Below are 18,989 nucleotides of genomic sequence, written 5' to 3'. Positions count from 1 at the left end.
TAAATGATTCAAATCATTTACAATTAAACTTTTAAATAGTAAAAAACAATGAAGTTAGATAGAAAAGAAATTCTTAAAGCTCTTGAAACAATAACGGTTGCTGGAGAAGGTAAGAATATGGTTGAAAGTGGAGCTGTTCAAAATGTGATTACTTTTGGAGACGAAGTTGTGGTAGATGTAGTATTGAGTACTCCTGCATTGCATATCAAAAAAAGAGCTGAAGTAGATATCATGAAAGTCATTCATGAAAAAGTATATGAAAAAGCTAAAATAAAAGTAAATATTAAAGTTGAAACTCCAGCAAAAGAAGATACACCTAATCAAATAAAAGGGAAAGCTATCCCAGGAATCAGTAATATTATTGCTGTATCTTCGGGTAAAGGAGGAGTAGGGAAATCTACAATTACAGCTAATTTAGCAGTTACTTTAGCTAATATGGGTTTTAAAGTTGGTGTTTTAGATGCCGATATTTATGGACCTTCGATGCCTATCATGTTTGATGTTGAAAATGCAAAGCCTATATCAATTGAAGTGGATGGGAAATCCAAAATGCAACCCGTGCAAAGTTACGGTGTGGAATTACTTTCGATAGGTTTCTTTACAAAGCCCGATCAAGCAGTAATTTGGAGAGGACCAATGGCTGCTAAAGCTTTAAACCAAATGATTTTTGATGCGAATTGGGGAGAAATCGATTTTATGTTAATTGATTTACCACCAGGTACAGGAGATATTCATTTGTCTATTATGCAATCCTTACCAATCACAGGTGCTGTTGTAGTGAGTACACCTCAAGCTGTTGCATTGGCAGATGCTAAAAAAGGAGTTTCCATGTTTACCAATGAAAGTATTAATGTACCCGTTCTTGGAATCATTGAAAATATGTCCTACTTTACTCCTGAAGAATTACCTAACAATAAATATTACATTTTTGGAAAAGAAGGAGCTAGAAATTTAGCTGAAGATTTGAATGTGCCTTTCTTAGGTGAAATTCCTTTGGTGCAAAGTATTAGAGAAGCTGGAGATTATGGCCGTCCGGCTGCTTTACAAACAGCAACACCATTAGAAAAAGCTTTTGAAGAACTAGCAAGAAATGTGGTTCAAGAGACTGTCAATAGAAATGAAAATTTACCGGCTACAGAAGCCATAAAAATAACGACAATGGCAGGTTGTGCTGCTGTTAAAGGAAAATAAGATGAATAAAGAAGAAATCATAGAAAACATCGAAAAAGCATTAAATGAAATTCGCCCTTTTTTAAATTCAGATGGAGGAGACATTTCATTAGTGGATATTGTAGATGATAAGCATGTAAAAGTTCGTTTAGAAGGAGCTTGTACTAGTTGTAGTTTAAGTATTAGTACCATGAAAGCGGGAGTAGAAACTACGATTAAAAAGTATGTACCTCAAATTGAAACGGTAGAAAACATTGCTTAATTAAATGATAAAAGTCATAGAATAACAGGTTTAAATTATAGAAATTTGAACTTATTTATTGTTTGATTTTAAACTTTTGAATACATGATAGAAACAGATATATTAATCATAGGAGCTGGTCCTACAGGGCTTTTTGCGGTCTTTGAAGCAGGATTACTTAAATTAAAATGTCATATTATTGATGCATTGCCTCAACCAGGAGGACAATTAGCAGAATTATATCCTAAAAAACCCATTTTTGATATTCCAGGTTATCCAGAAGTATTAGCAGGGGATTTAGTGAACAACTTAATGGAGCAAATCAAACAGTTTCAACCTGGTTTTACTTTAGGAGAAACTGCCGAAACAATACAAAAACAAGAAGACGGTACTTTTATTGTTACCACAAAAGAAGGAACACCTCATAAAGCGAAAGCCATTGCAATTGCGGGTGGATTAGGTACTTTTGAACCTAGAAAACCACTTTTAAAAGACATCGAGTTTTATGAACAAGAAGATCGTGGTGTAGATTACTTTGTAAAAGATCCTGAAAAATATCGTGATAAAAATATTGTAATTGCAGGTGGTGGAGATTCTGCTTTAGATTGGAGTATTTTCCTTTCTAATGTGGCTAAATCAGTCACTTTGGTACACCGAAGAAATGAATTTAGAGGCGCTTTAGATTCTGTTGAAAAAGTACAAGAATTAAAATCTGAAGGGAAAATTAAATTAATCACTCCAGCTGAGGTTGTTGGTTTTAAAGGAAGCGAACGTATCCAATCTTTAGATATTGAAATCAATGGCGCACGCATGAATGTGGAGACAGACTATTTTATTCCACTTTTTGGATTAACACCAAAACTAGGACCTATTGCGAATTGGGGTTTGGAAATTGAAAAAAATGCGATTAAGGTGAATAATGCCTTAGATTATCAAACCAATGTGGAAGGAATTTACGCTATTGGTGATGTGAATATTTATCCAGGTAAACTAAAATTGATACTTTGTGGTTTTCATGAAGCGACTTTAATGTGTCAAAGCGTGTATAATAAATTAAATCCTGGGAAAAAATATGTTTTAAAATATACAACTGTTTCTGGTGTAGATGGTTTTGATGGAACACGTAAAGAAGCTGAAAAAGCAGTTGTAAAATCGATAGATTAAATAGTTGTTAGTTGTTAGGAAATTGGATTTAGGATGGCTGTGCAAAAATTTGAAGATTTAATAGTTTGGCAAAAATCTCAGGATTTAGCAGTTGAAATTTATTCAATTTTTAGAGAATGCAAAGATTTTGCTTTTAAGGACCAAATTACAAGAGCTACTGTATCGATTTCAAATAATATCGCTGAAGGTTTTGAAAGGAGTTCAAATGCTGATTTTACTCGTTTTTTATTTTTTTCTCTTGGTTCAGTTAGTGAAGTTCGTTCGATGTTATATTTAGCTATTCGATTAAATTTTGTAAGTTTAGAAAAGTCGAAATCGATTCTAGATATGACAAATCAAATTTCAAAAATGTTATATGGCTTGATAAATTCTATGAATAAAAATACTAATAACTAAAAACTAACTCCTAATTACTTTTAATTAATGACAGATATTACCATAAAAATCACAGATAGAAATGGAGTACTTCATGAAGTACAAGCTCCTACCGATATGAATATGAATGTTATGGAGTTAATTCGTTCTTATGAATTAGCAGAAGAAGGAACTATTGGTATTTGTGGCGGAATGGCCATGTGCGCTTCCTGTCAGTGTTATGTTTTAAATGATGTTTTAAAATCTGAACGGAACGATGACGAAGAAGCTATGCTTTCTGAGGCCTATCATGTTAAAGAAAATAGCCGTTTAGGCTGTCAAATACATCTAACAGAAGATCTCGATGGCTTAGAATTAGAGATTGCACCTGAACAATAAAATAAATTAAAAAGCGAGATTTTAATCTCGCTTTTTAATTTAAGTTCATGGGATAATTAATATCTATATATGAAAGAAATCCAGGTTTCTTTTTAAAGTCTAATAATGATACTAATTCAGCAACTTCATGACGTTCTAAGAGAATCATAAAATTATTTTGCAGGGTTGGAATTGGAATTTTTTTCTCATAAATAGAATTCTCATATTCTTTTTCCCAATAGGAACAATCTATGTTTTTTAAATACTTAACTAAGCTATTTAACTCATAATCAGATAAATTAAAATTTAAGTTTTTATAAGACAACTGATAGGCTTTAGATTTAAAACAATAAATTAAAAAGCCATTTTTGTTTTTTGTTAAGTATTTAAAATGATTGCACATAGTGATTTATTTTACAAATGAATCAATAATTTTATCTGTTTCCTCTTTTTTTGTTTCTGGTTTTAAATCAAATAAATGTGAAAATAACGGTTTGTTATCTACGGTACTTTCTAATTGAATATTTTGCTTTTTGTTAAAAACGGTTTGCCATTTTTCTCTCACATTTTTCCAAAGCTTTTGATTTACTTTCCACCAGTTTTGTGCCGCTAAACACTTCGAATTATCTACTTTAACATACAAGTCAAGTCCTTTTTCTTGTGCAATTTCAGTATCATTCCCTTTACCATCTCGCACTAGTTTTCTATTGTCTTGTTCATGTAACCAACCATAAGAAGTTATTTCATGAATATTTCTTCGCTCTAATACATTATAATCTTTACGAATAGTATGTTCTCTTCTTGGTAGTGGCGCGTCAGTGGTGTTCATCCAGTAGTCTTTACCATCTTTATGTATCCAAGATGCAGTACCTTCATAACGCGGACTATCATCTACCTGATATACTTTTTGTGTCCATTGCCCTTTAACGTCTTTAGGTTGTAATGATACATATTTCCAAGTATTATCTTTTTCAAACTGGTATAAAGTAGTGTTTTCATATAACCAATCTTGTCTCCAATGTTTTATAATCATATTATCACTAACAATTAACAAATGCTGAAGAACTAATTTATTAGGAGTATCCTCTACAAGTTCTACCCATTCTAATCCATAATCTTTTTTTGTTGGTGATGGTTTATGTGTAGAATCATTTATGGTTTGAAATGTTTCGGTAAAATTAAATTTTACTTCATAGCATCCACACATTTTTTTAATAGATTCGATGTCTTTTTGTTTTTCTTGTGCATAACTCGAATGAAATGAGATAAATGCAATCAAAATGGTAAATAATTTGTTCATGATTATAGTTTAATTTTAAAAAATTTCTGATACAAAAATATTAAATTAATTTAGAACAAATAAAAATAACATATATATTTGCAAAAATAATTTTATTAAGATTAATTCTAAATAATGAAAAAATTATCTTTTGCCCTGCTATTTAGTTTGAATACTTTTGTCATTTTTTCTCAAAATAAAGAACAAGATTCTTTACAAATGCATGCTTTAAAAGAAGTGGTTTTAACAGGCCAAATAGAACCGCAATCGTTAAAAAAATCAGTTCACAATGTTAGGATAATTTCATCTGAAGACATTGCTAATCTTGGAGCAACCCATTTAGGAGATATTTTAAATCAATATATAAACATTACAGTTAGACCTAGTAGTAATTCTGGAAAATCTACTGTTGCTATGTTTGGATTAGATGCAGGATATTTTAAAATACTCATTGACAATGTGCCTTTAGTTAATGAATCTGGATTTGGAAATAATATCGACTTATCTCAAATTAATTTAAATGATATTGAGCAAATTGAAATTATTGAAGGTTCTATGGGAGTTACTCATGGGGCTAATGCTGTAACAGGAATCTTAAATATCATTACTAAAAAAACAAGCAATAAAAAATGGAATATTACCACCTCATTACAAGAAGAAACTGTAGGGAAAGAGTTTTCTTTATTTGAAAAAGGACGACATATTCAAAATGTAAAGTTATCTCATAAATTTAAAGAGAACTGGTTTGTAAGTATAGGCAGTAATCGAAATGATTTTAAAGGTTTTTTAGGAAATAATAATGGTAAAACTTATACTATAAATGATGGCACTAGGGGATATTCATGGTTACCAAAAGAGCAATGGCAGAATAATGTACTTCTATCTTATAAAAATGATTTGTTTAGGATGTTTTACAAGTTTGAAAAACTAGATGAAGAAGTGGATTATTATAGTGCAACAGTTCAGTCTGGTTATAATACAATGTATGGGGCATACAAGTATGGTGATGATCAAAAATATTTTACCTCTAGATTATATAATCATTTAAATGCAGTAGGCAAAATGTTTTCTAAATGGAATTATAATGTGTCATTGTCTTACCAATATCAAAAGAGAGAAACGGAGGAATATAGATATAATATTACAAATGATGTTGAATTGAATTCTATTAAAAGAAAAGATCAATCGATGGAGGTTTTTTATTCAATTGGTACATTTAACCCTTCTTTTTCAAATTCTAAGATGGATTTACAATTAGGCTATGAAGCCATTAAAAATAAAGGCTTTGCAATTGTAGATGAAGAAAATAATCAAGAAAAAGAAGTCAGTAAAAGTATAGATAATATCGACTTTTTTAGTATTTCTGAAATCAATTTGAGCGATTCTTTTTCTATTCGTTCTGGTCTTAGATATTCTTTTCAATCTTTATTTAAAAACCAATATGCGGCCTCACTTGGAAACCGAATATTGTTGCCTAAAAATTATGAGTTTAGAGCTTCTTTGGGCAAATCGTATAGAACGCCAACATTTACAGAACTTTATAATCAAATCATTTTTGACGGTCATTATTTTGTTGGAAATGAAAATTTAGTTCCTGAAAAAAGTACCTCTTATGAAATAAGCCTTAAAAAACAACTGGATTTAAATAATGGGTATTTAAAATCTAATTTCATAACGAATTATTTACTTGTTAACGATAAAATTACTAGTGCATTAACTGGGTTTGAAGGAGCAACACCTATTTATGAATATATAAACATAAGTAAGTTTAGGAGTTTAAATTTTACATGGTCAAATAATTATCAATCAAAAAAATGGAATTTTTCTTTAGGAGGTTCTTTAACTGGTATTTCAAGACAAATTGATAATTTAGAATTTTCCTCAGACGATACTTTTTTGTATAATTTCAACTTAAATTCTAACGTTTCATACACCTTCTTAAAATACAAAACTATACTTTCTGCATATTATAAATTTACAGGAAAGACGCAACAATATATTGCTGCAACAGACGGCTATCTTTTGTCAGAAATTGAACCGTATAGTTGGTTAGACTTATCTGTCAGGAAGCTATTTTATAACGACATTTTTGAGTTAACACTGGGCGCTAGAAATCTTTTAGATGTTAATAACGTAAATCAATCCAATTTAAATCAAAGCGGTGGACACGAAGTCTCATCACAGATATTATTAGCTTATGGCAGAAGCTATTTTTTAAAATTAACCTGTAATCTAAATTTTTAATAACCAAATTAATTTTATATTATGAAAAATCAATTTTTCTTATTCACATTATTTTCCATTCTATTTATATCATGTTCTAATGATGATAATGGTTCTGAAAGCAACAATCAAAATGCTCCAGTTGCTGAAGCTATAGTTTCTCCTTTACTTGGTGGTCCTAATGAACAAAATCAAGTATATGTCGATTTAAGTTCTAATGAACAAACTGCTATCTTAAGAGATTCTTGGGACTTAGGATTCTCTACTGATGCTGATTTTAGAGTAATTATTAATGGTTCTATAAAAATGGCTGTTAAGCAAACCACTTCTACAGATATAACTGAAATTCAAACACAAGATGCTAGTGTCGCTGTAGGTTATTCTACTTTATCTACTATGGGTTATGTAGATAATCCCACTGGAATTTTAGAAGGAAATGGAAATGGTGAAGGTACAGCAATTGCTGAAATTTCAACAGATAATCAAGAGAACAAAGTATATCTCGTGAATTTAGGTTATGAAGTAGGAAATGCTACACCTACGACAGGTTCGGTTGCTATGGATGGAAATGCAAGAGGATGGAAAAAGATTAGAATTACAAAACAAGGTAATGATTATTTACTTCAATATGCTGATTTAGATGCAACAACTGCTCAGTCGGTAGTTATTTCAAAAAATGCAGAATATAACTTCGTTTTTGTAAGTTTAAATAGCGGACAAATTGTAAATGTACAACCCAAACAAGCAAAATGGGATTTAAATTTTAGTGGATTTACCAATTATTATCCTTACGGAACTTCGAGTATTACCTATTATTTTTCAGATTTTATTACTACAAATATTTTAGGAGGTACTAAAGTGTATGAAGTTTTAGCAACTGAAGCAGCACAAACAGCTACAGAATTTGAAAGCTTTTCTTTAGCGAATGTTGATGAGACTCAATTTGCTACATCTATTACTGATCAAAGAGTTATTGGTTCTTCATGGAGAAATGGTGGTGGACCTAGTTCTTTACCAAGTATAAAAGATGATCGTTTTTATATCATAAAAGATGGGGAAGAAAATATATACAAACTTAGATTTTTAGCCTTAACGAATGATAGTGGTGAAAGAGGTTATCCTGTATTTGAATATAAAATAGTAAAGTAATTGTATCATGAAAGCATTTAAAATTGTAATTATACTATTAAACTTGTACTTGGGCGGTTTTATGATTTATGGTAGCTTAAATAAATTTAAGCCTTCATCTAAACCAACAGAGATAATCGAAAAAGTGCAAAAAGGCGAAGAAGTAGCTCCAAATGAAGAAGTTTTAAAAATTAAAAATTATGTGTTTGGATTAAAACAATCTGGTTTTTTCTGGCAATTTCTTGGACTTGCTGAACTTTTTGCAGGATTGTTGCTCATCAGTCAAGTTTGCTCTAGAATAGGTGCAGTATTGGTTTTACCCATAACCATAAATATCTTTTTATTTCATTTATTTTTAGAACCGCATGAACTAGGTGAACTTATCTTAACGCTTACCTTTTTAATTGCCAATATTATTTTAATTGCCTTTTCATTTAAGATATGGAAACCTTTATTATTTGACAAGGGTATTTTAAAATTCAATTAGATTTTTTGTTAATTTTTTTAGTTGAAAGTAGTTTTTGTAATTAAGAAATACTTTCTTTTAATTAAGAAGAGGCTGTTTTAACAGCCTCTTCTTTTACATTTGATAAATATAAATAGCAAGTAAAATCAATACTATATATAAGATGGTTAATAGTGTTTCTAGTTTATATTTATGAAAAAACTTCATTATTTCTTAACTAATTTGTGTAAGCTCTTTCCTCCGTCTTTAGAGATAATCTCCAAATAATAAACGCCCTTGTAATAACTTGAAATGTCTATTGTTTTGCGATTAGTTTTTGTAATTATTTCTTTTCCTAAAATATCAAAAACACGGATTTCAATTTCTTGGTCTGTATCAATATTAAAAATTCCAGAAGAAGGGTTTGGATATACCAAGAAATCTTCAAAATTGCTAAATGAACTATTCCCTAAACTAGCACAAGTTACTCCAGAAGTTAAAGGAGAACCATGTAACCAATTTGAAGTTGTTCCGTAAAGATTAAAATTATTTAATACACCATTAGAACCACCAGAAACGGAATTTATTAAAGTAGTAACAGTACTATTATTTGCTTGGTCATACCCTTGATTAAATGTGTAATAAGCCAATAAACCACTTTCATTTCCAAGTAATTCACAATCTTTAGAATCATTAATTTCAGTAGCCGTTCTTGCAGTATTCCAAATTCTAACTTCATCTAAATCGCCATCAAACAATTCTCCTGGTGCTAAATTGTTATAACCTCTTGCTCCAATAAATAAATTATCAGAAGTAATATCGATATTTACAGTACCCGTTACACCTAAAACACCATCAATATAAATTTCTAAATTGTTGGTTGTATTCGCATTTTTGACTACAGCAATATGATGCCAATTGCTATTGATACTAATTGAAGACGAAATAGTATTGTTTATGTCGTTCACATAATCATAAATATAAAAATCTACATCTCCATCATTAACTCTTAATTTTGTGTGACTTGTATCGGTTGAATTTTTGCCCCAACATACAATATTTCCATTCTCATAATCACTTTTTACCCATGCTTCAATGGTAAACTCGTTGGGTTTTTCAAAATGAGTTAATTGAATATAATCTTTATTCCCATCAAAATTTAAATAAGAAGCCGTTGTAGAGGTAGTGGTTATTTGTACCGCTACACGGTTGCTTGTTGATCCTTCAGTTATACGCTTAATAGCATCATGATAAGTATCCGTTACAACAATTTTGCCATCATTTTGAATCGCAATCGAAAAAGGACGATCAAAACCTGAAGCTAAAGTTACAATATTAGTGCCATCTGCATCCATACGTTTAATAACATCATTGATTGCATCTGCTACCACGATTTTACCATCAGCTTGTATAACAACTCCAAAAGGGCGATTAAAAGTGGAACCTAAAGTTACAATGTTACTGCCATCAGAATCCATTCGTTTTACAGCATTATTATTTGTGTCGCCTAGGACAATTTTACCATCAGCCTGTACAGTAACACCTGTAGGACTATTAAATCCACTACCCAAAGTCACAATATTATTACCATCTGCATCCATACGTTTTATAAGGTAATCATTGGCGTCAGTAATTATGATTTTGCCATCAGCTTGAATGGCAATTCCATAAGGTCCACTAAATCCAGACCCTAATGTTTCTATGTTGCTACCATCAGCATTCATACGTTTTATAGTAGTGCTGTTTGCTTCAGTAAACAAAATTTTACCATCTGATTGTATAGCTAAGCCACCAGGAAAGTTAAGTCCGGAAGCTAATGTTACGATATTACTACCATCAGCATTCATGCGTTTTATTAAATGACTTTGTGTATCTGCTACAACAATTTTACCATCAGCTTGTATAGCAACACTTTCTGGACTATTAAAACCACTACCTAGCGTTTGAATAGTTGTTGGGATTACTTGCTCTACATAATAGGTACCAGGAGTTATTACATCCGTATTGCTAAGTGCTGTGCCACCTGAAGCGGTTGTAAACCATTTTGCGGTTGCACCTGTACTAGTAGTAGCGACTAAATTTGCTACAGTACTTGTAGAAGGTACAATTTGTGTGTTATTAGAAACTCTTTTTAATGTTACGGGTAAAAGATTGGTACTTTCTACACCTGTTACAGTTTGGGAAGCATAATACGTTAAATTATCATATAAAGGATAATTATTTGGTAATAATGAATTACCTGCAGCATCATAATACCACTTAATATTATTTCCTGTTGCTTGGAGGTCACTCACTGTTTTATTGTCACCAGTAAAAATTTGTGTAGCATATAAAGTTGTAGGTGCTGCTGGAACACTTGGTGTGCAATTTGTACCAGTAGTGTTTGATGTTGTACCAACAATAGTACCGTTTTGACTACCATTATTACTTGCAATATCAACAACCGTGTTGCCAGAAATATTTTCAAAAGTATAATAGATGTCTAAACCAGTTTCATTTCCAATTAAGCAACTGTTGATGTTATTTTGTATTTCTGTTGCAGATCTTGCAACAGACCAAATGCGCACATTATCAAATCTAGCATTGGCATTGGTTGCGCCATCCATACGATCTCCAATTCTAATGTTTCCTGTACTTGATAGAGGAACACTTATAAGAGAAAGAGCAGCTAAGTTGCCATTTATATGCGCTCTCAAAGTTACATTATCCACAATTATAGCTATGTGATACCATTGTCCTGCACTTAAAGTGGTTAAATTAATAGTTTCAAATTGCGAACCATTACCCAAAACTACATTAGCTTGGCCTGTATTATCTACATAAAAATCTAAAGGTTCAGGAATATTAGAATTTATTGTTGATGTAGAAGTTACACCTCCATTATAATTTTGCAAACTATTCATATAGAAATCAAATTCTACAGTGAATGCATTACTATTTAAAGAATAGGTATTAGGAATACTAATATAATTAGTTGTTCCAGCAAGGTCGATAGCATTATTTTGCGCGAATAAGGTATTTGAAAGGCAAAATAATACAAGTAATAAACTAAAGTAGTTTTGTTTCATTGGATAGTATTTTTTATGATGTAAAATTAAATATTATAAGGATTCGTCCCTTTTAAAAGGGACGAATCGCAGAAGTTTGTATATGAATGAAAAAAGACTTGATTTTCACAAGTCTTTTTTTAATAGATTTCTTATTCTTTTATGATTCTTTTAAAGGTAGTGTTTCCGTTTTTACCCGTCACTTTTAGGATATAAATTCCTTTCGCATTTTTAGATACATCAAAAGAAGTTGTTGGCGTATCCACTTTTTGTTCTAAAATTTTATTTCCTAATAAATCAAAAACTTCAATTGTTGCAGCTTGTTTTAAGTGTAAATTGAAGATACCTGAAGATGGATTTGGATATATTAAGAAATCTTCAGAATTATTAAAATTAGTATTAGATAAGCTTGCGCAAGTGATTCCAGAAGCCACTGCAGATCCAGCTAACCAATTAGAAAGTGAACCACTTAAAGTGAAATTTTGTAATGTACCATTTGATCCTCCAGAAACTTCATTCAATAATGTAGTAACAGTTGTATTATCTGCGCTATCATTACCTTGATTGAATTTGTAATAAGCTAATAATCCACTTTCATTTCCTATTAACTCACAATCTTTAGAAGCATTAATTTCTGTAACAGTTCTAGCAATATTCCAAATACGTAATTCATCTAATCCTCCTCCATATAATTCAGAAGGGGTTAAATTATTATAGGATCTTCCTCCAATAAATAAATTATCTGACGTAATATTGATATTTGCAGTACCAGTTACACCTAAAACCCCATCAATATAAATTTCTAAATTGTTGGTTGCATTCGCATTTTTAACTACTGCTATATGATGCCAATTAGTATTAATACTTATAGAAGAAGAAATGGTATTATTAATATCGTTTACATAGTCATAAATGTAAAAATCTACATCTCCATCATCTACACGCAATTTGGTATGGCTCGTATCATTAGAGTTTTTTGACCATGAAATAATTGTGTTGTTATAATCATAATTGGTCTTTACCCATGCTTCAATGGTAAATACATTTGGTTTTTCAAAATGAGTTAATTCTATGTAGTCATTATCCCCTTTAAATGTAAGATAATTAGCAGGTTGTAAAGGGCCTACTTGAACTACAATTTCTGTTCTTTCACTTTCACATCCGTAAATAGAAGTACTTGAAACAAAATAAGAAGTACTGCCCACAGTACTTGTGCTAGGCGTTGGTGCATTATTATCACCTATTCCTCCCGTAGCAGAAGTGTACCAAAGTAAGTCATCACTTCCTGAGGTTGCTGTTAAAGGTACTGCAGTATCATTTTGATTATAAACTACTGGTGATGTTACCGTAGGACTTGTAAATGGTGCATCATCTATTGTAATTGTTGCAGTAGCAATACAGCCATTTAAATACTGAATAGTACCAGTATAAGTTATAGCCTTTAAATCATTACGAGCAGCAGCTGTACCATTGTCTGACCATTGGTAAGCATAAACCGGTACACCAGCAGTTGGTATTAAAGTAGCCGTTCCGTCTTCGGCACCACATGTACTTACACCATTTACATTAGAAATTGTAGCGGTCAAGTTTTTAACCACAACAGGAACTCTATTTGTAATAGTGGCTTCCGTTATTCTTTTTATCAAATTATTATTTGAATCTGAAAATACAATTTTACCATCCGGTTGAACCGTTACACCAAAAGGACCATTAAGACCAGAAGCTAATGTTTCTATTCCGGTTCCATCACTATTCATTCTTCTTATTTCGTTTGTACCTAAATTGGTCACAATAATTTTTCCGTCAGCTTGAACATCCACGCCTATAGGCGAACTTAATGCTGTACTAAGAGTTACTATATTAGTACCATCTTCATTCATACGTTTAATTCTAGAATTTCCATAATCGGAAACAATAATTTTTCCGTCCGATTGAATGGCTACATCATAAGGTAACATAAATCCAGTTCCAAGCGTTACGATTCCCGTACCGTCATTATTCATACGTTTAATAGCATTATTTTCATTGTCAGCTATCACAATTTTACCATCTGCTTGTATTGCTATTCCTTGAGGTCTAGCAAATCCAGAACCTAGTACTACCACATTCGTGCCATCAGCATTCATTCTTTTGATACTATTATTATAGGTATCTGCTACAATAATTTTTCCATCCGATTGAACAGCTACTCCTTGCGGTTTATTAAAACTAGAATTAAGTGTTACAACTCCAGTACCATCAGCATTCATTCTTTTAATTGAATTATTCAAAAAGTCAGCGATAAGTATTTTTCCGTCGGGTTGAATAGCTATACCACAGGGTACACTAAACCCATTTCCTAAATTTGTTATAGAAGGTGTTGTAATTTGTTGTATGTAATAGTCTTGATTATTTAATACATCAGTAGTAGTTAATGGAGTTCCATTCGTTGAAACACTAAACCACTGCGCTGTTGCATCATTACTAGGAGTACTTGATAAATCTGCAACAGTAGGATTGGTTACATCACATAAATATTGTTGGTTGTCAGAAATACGTTTTACTCTTATTGGCAAGCGATTGCTTTCTATACCTCCAATTGTTTGTGATGCATAATAGATACTATTATCATTTAGTATTGTACTAGGGGCTAATATGTTTCCTGAAGTAAAGGCATCGTACCATTTTATATCGGTTCCGGTAACTTGAAGAGTAGCTAGTGTTTTATTGTCTCCAGTATATACTTGAGTGGTATAATTCGTGGTAGGTAAAGCGGTGTTATTTATACTTTGAGAACAACCAGCACCTGAGGCAGTTGAAAAAGTACCCACAATGTTTCCGTCTTGACTACCATTAGCTGTAGCAAGATCGATAACGGTATTTCCTGAAATACTTTCAAAGGTATAATAAACTTCTAAACCAGCTTCATTACCTGTCAAGCAGGTGTTAAAATTATTGGCTATTTCGGTATTTGTTCTTGCTACTGACCAAATACGAACATTATCAAATTTAGCATTAGCATTGGTCACACCATCCATACGGTCACCAATTCTAACATTCCCGATACCATATTCAGGTATTAAACCAAAATTATTAGGGAAAAAAGAAGATATATAACCACCATCAATATATACACTTATTTCGTCTTGACCTAGAACAATAGCAATATGATACCATTGCCCTGCATTTAATGTGATTAAATCGATAATTTCATAGTTTACACCATCGCCAAAAACATATTTGGCTTTACCCGTGCTATCAACATAAAAATCTATAGGCTGTGGCAAGCCTGTGTTGGTAGTGGCAGATACTCCACCATTATAATTTTGTAAGGAATGCATATAGAAATCAAATTCTATTGTAAATCCTGAATTGTTTAATGAATAAGTATTGGGGAGGCTCACATAATTATTTGTTCCTGCTAGGTCGATAGCATTATTTTGCCCCATCATTGAATTCGAAAGGCAAAATAATACACATAATAATTTAAAGTATTTTTGTTTCATAGAATAGTGTTTTTTTATGATGTAAAATTAAATATTATAAGGATTGATGGCTTTTAAAAGGGACGAATGGCAGAAGTTTGTATATGAATGAAAAAAAGCTATCCAAAAAGCAATGATTTTTGTCAATCGGAACTTGTTTCAGATTCTAAATTAAACTAATAATCAACATTTTTAAGATTCTGAAATTGAAGATTCAACGGAGTTAAATACATTCAGAGTGACACCTTTTTAGACAGTCTTTTTTTAAATGGACCTCTTATTCTTTTATGATTCTTCGAAAGTTAGTATTTCTTTTTTTATCTGTCACTTTTAATATGTAAACTCCTTTCGCATTTTTAGATACATCAAAAGAAGTGGTTGGAGTATCCATTTTTTGATCTAAAATTTTATTTCCTAATAAATCAAATATTTCTAGGTTTAATGCTTCTGTACTCGAAATAAAGAAAATTCCTTTAGATGGATTTGGGTACAACGTAAAGCCTTCGCTATTAAAACTCATATTACTTAAAGCTGGACAATCATCTGAAGTAAAAGTACCACTTGCTGTTGCTGAGTCAAAAACCCATCCAGTACACGGAGCTAAGGGAGTGTCATTAGCATTAGTAGCTAATAAACTTGGCTCGAAGTCCGTAGTATTTGCACAAGAAGTAAAGAGCCAAACACAATCTCCAGGAACTAAAACCCATTGGGTGTTATCCCAATAAATTTCATAGATAGCATTATTATTATTACTATTCGCAAAATCGCAAAGGCTTTCTGCTAATATACAGTTACAGTCGAAATCATCAGTTTTATAATGAGGTTTGCCGTTTACATCATCCACATAATAATAAATACCTGCATAATCACCAGTTACGGTTATGGGTGCGTGAACATAAGGAACGGTACAACCTATTCCAGTAGAATAGGTTGCGCTTGAACTAGCGACAGCGATTTTACAACTTTGATTGATTACTTGGTTCTTAATTATAGCATTGTTGCTTCTTTCAAAATTAAAATAATAATCCAAGTTGGGTTCGTTATTATTTAAACAACTATTGTAATTAGTCGCAATTTCAATATCTGTTCTTAGACTGGACCAAATGCGTAAATTATCAAATTTACAATCCATGTTAGTTGAACTCCCGCTTCCAAAACCAATATAATCATAAGAAGTAGTGTTAGTTCCTAATAGTATGGTGAAATTATAATCTACGACAGGAACCCCATTGACATACATTTTAATATTTTTTGTTGCCGTGTTGTTTACGGCAAATGCCACATGATACCATTGTCCAACGGAAAACGAAGGTGTTCCAGAAATGGTTTCGGTATTGGTACCATCTCCAAGTCTTAAGATAGAATTTCCAGCACCATCGATATAAAAATCGATAGGCTTTGGAACAAAAGAATAACCCGCTGCAGCAGAAGAAAATCTTGCATTTTGATTAGCAGGAGCGTTTAAATAGAAATCATATTCTACAGTAAAATTAGTTGCGTTTAATGCATAATTAGTAGTTCCATTTGGGCCAGAAAAAAAAAACCCATTATTTCCAGTTAAATTAATCGCATTGTTTTGTCCAAAAATTAGAATAAAACCAAAAGAGAGTAAGAAAGTTAAAAAGTATTTTTGTTTCATAAAGAGTGATTTAGAGTTAGGATACAAAAGTAAATCAAATAACTATTCTTTTTCTTTTCATGGGACGAATGGTAAAAGTTTGTATATAAAAGTTATAATTTGAACGAAAATGTCCTTGAAATAGGTATTTCAAATTGATTAATTTTTATAAAATTATTGCTTTTGCTGGTTATCTTATTTTTGTTTACAATGTAAGAACGATGTACTCTTAAGAATTGATTTTTGTCTAATTCTTCATGAAAATTGTCTAAAGAATTACGCAAAGTAATAATTTTTGATGTGGTTTGTATATCAATATAATTTTTGTCACTTTTGAGAAAGAGAATGTCTTCTATAGCTAATTTAATTTCATTATAACCTTCTCTTATGGAAATATGGTTTAGTTTAGATTGTTCAATAGCTAATTCAATAGCTGCAATTAAGTCTATTGGTTTGATAGGTTTGGTTAAATAAGCAATAGGTTTAGAGGCTAATGCTTTTTTTATGGTTTCTATTTCCGTTTGGCCCGTAATAAAAATCACTTTTTGATCGTTTAAATTTTCTTGCGCCCAAATAATACCCGAATCCTTGCCTTCCACATTAATGTCTAATAAAATTAAATTGGGATTGAAATCTTTTAATTTTAAAGTTGCCTGAGATAATTTGTAAGCTAAATCATTATTGGTGTAATTATTTTCAACAAGTATATCTTTAATATGATTGGCGATAAGTACTTGGTCTTCTATAATTAGAATTTTAAGCATAGAGTGATGGTATATTTATTTTTTTAAAAATGAAAGTTGAAATCCATTAGAAGTGTCGATCGTATATTCCACCTCTAATTGTAAACAAAGTTGATGAATTAATTTTGGATGTATTTCTTTATTAATACTTGTTTTACCGTTGTCTTTATAATCAAAATGAAGACTTTGAAGCTCTTTTTTTATGTTTACAGTAATTTTCTTCTCTTGATTTTCTATAAATGCATATTTTATTGAGTTAATGATTAATTCGGTTATCAATAATCCTAGATACATAGCATCATCTGAATGGATTTTTAAATCATCAATAACAAAATCTATATTTATATTCTTGTCTTTAGCAATGTCGTTAAAGTTATTTTTAATTTCAAAGAGGTATTCATTTAAAGCTATTTCGTTCTTGTTTTTATTTTTATACAAATGTCTGTGAAGAGAAGCTATTGTCTCAATTTTTGACAAAATTCGAATAAAATCGTTTTTATTTTCTTCATTTTGTTTTTTTCTTAAAGTGTCGGCTATTAATAAAGTAATCAACTGTAAATTATTGTTTACTCGATGATTGGTTTCACTAATTAGAAATTGATTTTCTTCTGATAATTTTTCAAGTAATTTGTTTTTTTGCTGAATTTTTTTACTGTAAAAGATAAGGATAAAAAAGCCTAAAAGAGAGATGAATAAAACCGTAAATAAATAATAAATGTTTTTCTTAGTTGTTTTTAATTGTTTTTCTTTTAAATCAATAATAATTTTATTTTCTAAAATTTCATATTTTTTATTACTAGAATATAATGAAATTTTTTGATTGATTTCATTTAATGAATCACCATAAAGCATTGCTTCTTTAAAGTTGTTATCTAACGTATTAATGTTTTTTAATTCATTATAACATTGTTGAATTTGCCATAAATTATTTATAATTTTAGCTTGATTTACTGCTTCTTGATAATATTTTGAAGCGGAATTAATATCTATTTTTTTCTGTTGATAGAATCTTCCCAGATTAATACAAACGTCTATAAAAGCAATTTTTATATCATATTCTTTTGCAACTTTATAGGCTTTTAGAAAATAAGGTAAAGCATTTTCAGGATTTCTATTAAAATCTAAATAGCCAATTTCATTTAAAGTATAAACAATTATAGCTTTGTCTTTAATTTCAGCTGCGTTTTCAAGAATTATTTTTCCAATTTCTTTGACTTTATTAAGAGAATCTGGTGTCGTATTGTAATACTCTGCAAGGATAGCCATTCTTCTATTTAAGAAGTAATATTTGTATTGCAAATTAGTATTCTTTTTAAATAATTTTTCAGCATTGTAGATATAACTATTGGCTAAATTTTGCTTTACTAAATATCTTGAAATTTCAGACCTAAGGGTTAAAATATGAAATATTTCATTAGTGTCTTTTTCTTTTTTATAATAATTTTCAGCTTTGTCTAAAAAATAAAAACAACTATCTGCTTTAGAAAGTGATTTTAATATTTTGGCATATCGAATATAATAATTCGCTTTTAGTTGGCTGTCTTCTTTATTTTCTTTGATTCCTTTTTGAGTAAAATAATAAGCGGAGTCATATTGAAAATGCGATACATAATAATCAATTTTAGTATTATAATCTTTTTGCCCATTCATAAAAAGGCTTGTAAGTACAATAATTAAGAAAAAACTGTTTTTTTTACTAAGCATTATAAGTCATTTGGTTAAAGCGTTATAAACC

At 30.6% G+C, this 18,989-nt stretch carries 15 protein-coding genes; 8 read left to right on the top strand and 7 right to left on the bottom strand.

Features of this window, described 5'->3' with window-relative positions:
* The first annotated feature begins 48 nt into the window (after positions 1–48).
* From HALO113_RS07550 to HALO113_RS07530, 5 genes are all read left to right on the top strand, one after another.
* The gene (locus HALO113_RS07550; protein ID WP_159778439.1) at positions 49–1,191 is read left to right on the top strand and encodes an Mrp/NBP35 family ATP-binding protein; all 1,143 of its coding nucleotides are present in this window, start codon (positions 49–51) and stop codon (positions 1,189–1,191) included.
* Between the two features lies 1 nt (position 1,192).
* On the top strand, positions 1,193–1,432 hold the full coding sequence (locus tag HALO113_RS07545) for a NifU family protein (RefSeq protein WP_130733409.1): 240 nt from the start codon (positions 1,193–1,195) through the stop codon (positions 1,430–1,432).
* Positions 1,433–1,516: 84 nt separating this feature from the next.
* Positions 1,517–2,575, top strand: coding sequence for an NAD(P)/FAD-dependent oxidoreductase (locus HALO113_RS07540; protein WP_159778438.1), 1,059 nt, complete (start codon positions 1,517–1,519; stop codon positions 2,573–2,575).
* Positions 2,576–2,608: 33 nt separating this feature from the next.
* Positions 2,609–2,971, top strand: coding sequence for a four helix bundle protein (locus HALO113_RS07535; protein WP_159778437.1), 363 nt, complete (start codon positions 2,609–2,611; stop codon positions 2,969–2,971).
* A gap of 27 nt (positions 2,972–2,998) precedes the next feature.
* Positions 2,999–3,328 carry a 2Fe-2S iron-sulfur cluster-binding protein gene (locus HALO113_RS07530; RefSeq protein WP_159778436.1) on the top strand — a complete coding sequence of 110 codons (330 nt, stop codon included), beginning with the start codon at positions 2,999–3,001 and terminating at the stop codon, positions 3,326–3,328.
* Positions 3,329–3,362: 34 nt separating this feature from the next.
* On the opposite strand, the gene HALO113_RS07525 is transcribed toward HALO113_RS07530, so the two are convergent.
* The gene (locus HALO113_RS07525) at positions 3,363–3,710 is read right to left on the bottom strand and encodes a DUF6686 family protein (RefSeq protein ID WP_159778435.1); all 348 of its coding nucleotides are present in this window, start codon (positions 3,708–3,710) and stop codon (positions 3,363–3,365) included.
* Positions 3,711–3,716: 6 nt separating this feature from the next.
* Positions 3,717–4,607 (bottom strand): DUF6607 family protein, encoded by an 891-nt coding sequence (locus HALO113_RS07520; RefSeq protein WP_159778434.1) that lies wholly within the window; start codon positions 4,605–4,607, stop codon positions 3,717–3,719.
* 114 nt (positions 4,608–4,721) lie between these two features.
* On the opposite strand from HALO113_RS07520, the gene HALO113_RS07515 reads away from it, so the two are divergent.
* Genes HALO113_RS07515 through HALO113_RS07505 form a run of 3 tightly spaced genes read left to right on the top strand, consistent with a single transcriptional unit; the run spans position 4,722 to position 8,424 of the window.
* Entirely contained in the window at positions 4,722–6,830 is a 2,109-nt protein-coding gene (locus tag HALO113_RS07515) for a TonB-dependent siderophore receptor (RefSeq protein WP_159778433.1), read from the top strand.
* Between the two features lie 21 nt (positions 6,831–6,851).
* A complete protein-coding gene (locus HALO113_RS07510) occupies positions 6,852–7,958 on the top strand; it encodes an HmuY family protein (protein WP_159778432.1) in 1,107 nt (368 codons plus the stop codon).
* Between the two features lie 7 nt (positions 7,959–7,965).
* Positions 7,966–8,424, top strand: coding sequence for a DoxX family membrane protein (locus HALO113_RS07505; protein ID WP_159778431.1), 459 nt, complete (start codon positions 7,966–7,968; stop codon positions 8,422–8,424).
* Positions 8,425–8,609: 185 nt separating this feature from the next.
* On the opposite strand, the gene HALO113_RS07500 is transcribed toward HALO113_RS07505, so the two are convergent.
* The 5 genes from HALO113_RS07500 to HALO113_RS07480 form a co-directional block, all read right to left on the bottom strand.
* Complete coding sequence (locus HALO113_RS07500) at positions 8,610–11,450, bottom strand: LamG-like jellyroll fold domain-containing protein (protein ID WP_159778430.1); 2,841 nt, start codon at positions 11,448–11,450, stop codon at positions 8,610–8,612.
* Positions 11,451–11,581: 131 nt separating this feature from the next.
* Positions 11,582–14,914: a LamG-like jellyroll fold domain-containing protein gene (locus HALO113_RS07495; protein ID WP_159778429.1), complete on the bottom strand. Its 3,333-nt coding sequence runs from the start codon at positions 14,912–14,914 to the stop codon at positions 11,582–11,584.
* Between the two features lie 256 nt (positions 14,915–15,170).
* Positions 15,171–16,532: a LamG-like jellyroll fold domain-containing protein gene (locus tag HALO113_RS07490; protein WP_159778428.1), complete on the bottom strand. Its 1,362-nt coding sequence runs from the start codon at positions 16,530–16,532 to the stop codon at positions 15,171–15,173.
* A 92-nt stretch (positions 16,533–16,624) separates the two neighbouring features.
* Positions 16,625–17,275: a LytTR family DNA-binding domain-containing protein gene (locus HALO113_RS07485; protein WP_159778427.1), complete on the bottom strand. Its 651-nt coding sequence runs from the start codon at positions 17,273–17,275 to the stop codon at positions 16,625–16,627.
* Between the two features lie 15 nt (positions 17,276–17,290).
* Positions 17,291–18,904, bottom strand: coding sequence for a sensor histidine kinase (locus HALO113_RS07480; protein ID WP_159778426.1), 1,614 nt, complete (start codon positions 18,902–18,904; stop codon positions 17,291–17,293).
* Between the last annotated feature and the right edge of the window lie 85 nt (positions 18,905–18,989).

This window comes from Flavobacterium sp. 9AF (genome assembly GCF_902506265.1).
In the GTDB taxonomy this organism is placed as follows: domain Bacteria; phylum Bacteroidota; class Bacteroidia; order Flavobacteriales; family Flavobacteriaceae; genus Flavobacterium.
The sequence above is the reverse complement of the archived record's forward strand: the minus strand, read 5'-3'. Positions and strand labels throughout refer to the sequence as shown.

Coding starts and splice junctions, on each gene's coding strand:
- HALO113_RS07550 (WP_159778439.1), top strand. CDS start 49: ATGAAGTTAGATAGAAAAGAAATTCTTAAAGCTCTTGAAACAATAACG.
- HALO113_RS07490 (WP_159778428.1), bottom strand. CDS start 16,532: ATGAAACAAAAATACTTTTTAACTTTCTTACTCTCTTTTGGTTTTATT.
- HALO113_RS07485 (WP_159778427.1), bottom strand. CDS start 17,275: ATGCTTAAAATTCTAATTATAGAAGACCAAGTACTTATCGCCAATCAT.
- HALO113_RS07535 (WP_159778437.1), top strand. CDS start 2,609: ATGGCTGTGCAAAAATTTGAAGATTTAATAGTTTGGCAAAAATCTCAG.
- HALO113_RS07530 (WP_159778436.1), top strand. CDS start 2,999: ATGACAGATATTACCATAAAAATCACAGATAGAAATGGAGTACTTCAT.
- HALO113_RS07540 (WP_159778438.1), top strand. CDS start 1,517: ATGATAGAAACAGATATATTAATCATAGGAGCTGGTCCTACAGGGCTT.
- HALO113_RS07525 (WP_159778435.1), bottom strand. CDS start 3,710: ATGTGCAATCATTTTAAATACTTAACAAAAAACAAAAATGGCTTTTTA.
- HALO113_RS07500 (WP_159778430.1), bottom strand. CDS start 11,450: ATGAAACAAAACTACTTTAGTTTATTACTTGTATTATTTTGCCTTTCA.
- HALO113_RS07505 (WP_159778431.1), top strand. CDS start 7,966: ATGAAAGCATTTAAAATTGTAATTATACTATTAAACTTGTACTTGGGC.
- HALO113_RS07515 (WP_159778433.1), top strand. CDS start 4,722: ATGAAAAAATTATCTTTTGCCCTGCTATTTAGTTTGAATACTTTTGTC.
- HALO113_RS07480 (WP_159778426.1), bottom strand. CDS start 18,904: ATGAATGGGCAAAAAGATTATAATACTAAAATTGATTATTATGTATCG.
- HALO113_RS07545 (WP_130733409.1), top strand. CDS start 1,193: ATGAATAAAGAAGAAATCATAGAAAACATCGAAAAAGCATTAAATGAA.
- HALO113_RS07510 (WP_159778432.1), top strand. CDS start 6,852: ATGAAAAATCAATTTTTCTTATTCACATTATTTTCCATTCTATTTATA.
- HALO113_RS07495 (WP_159778429.1), bottom strand. CDS start 14,914: ATGAAACAAAAATACTTTAAATTATTATGTGTATTATTTTGCCTTTCG.
- HALO113_RS07520 (WP_159778434.1), bottom strand. CDS start 4,607: ATGAACAAATTATTTACCATTTTGATTGCATTTATCTCATTTCATTCG.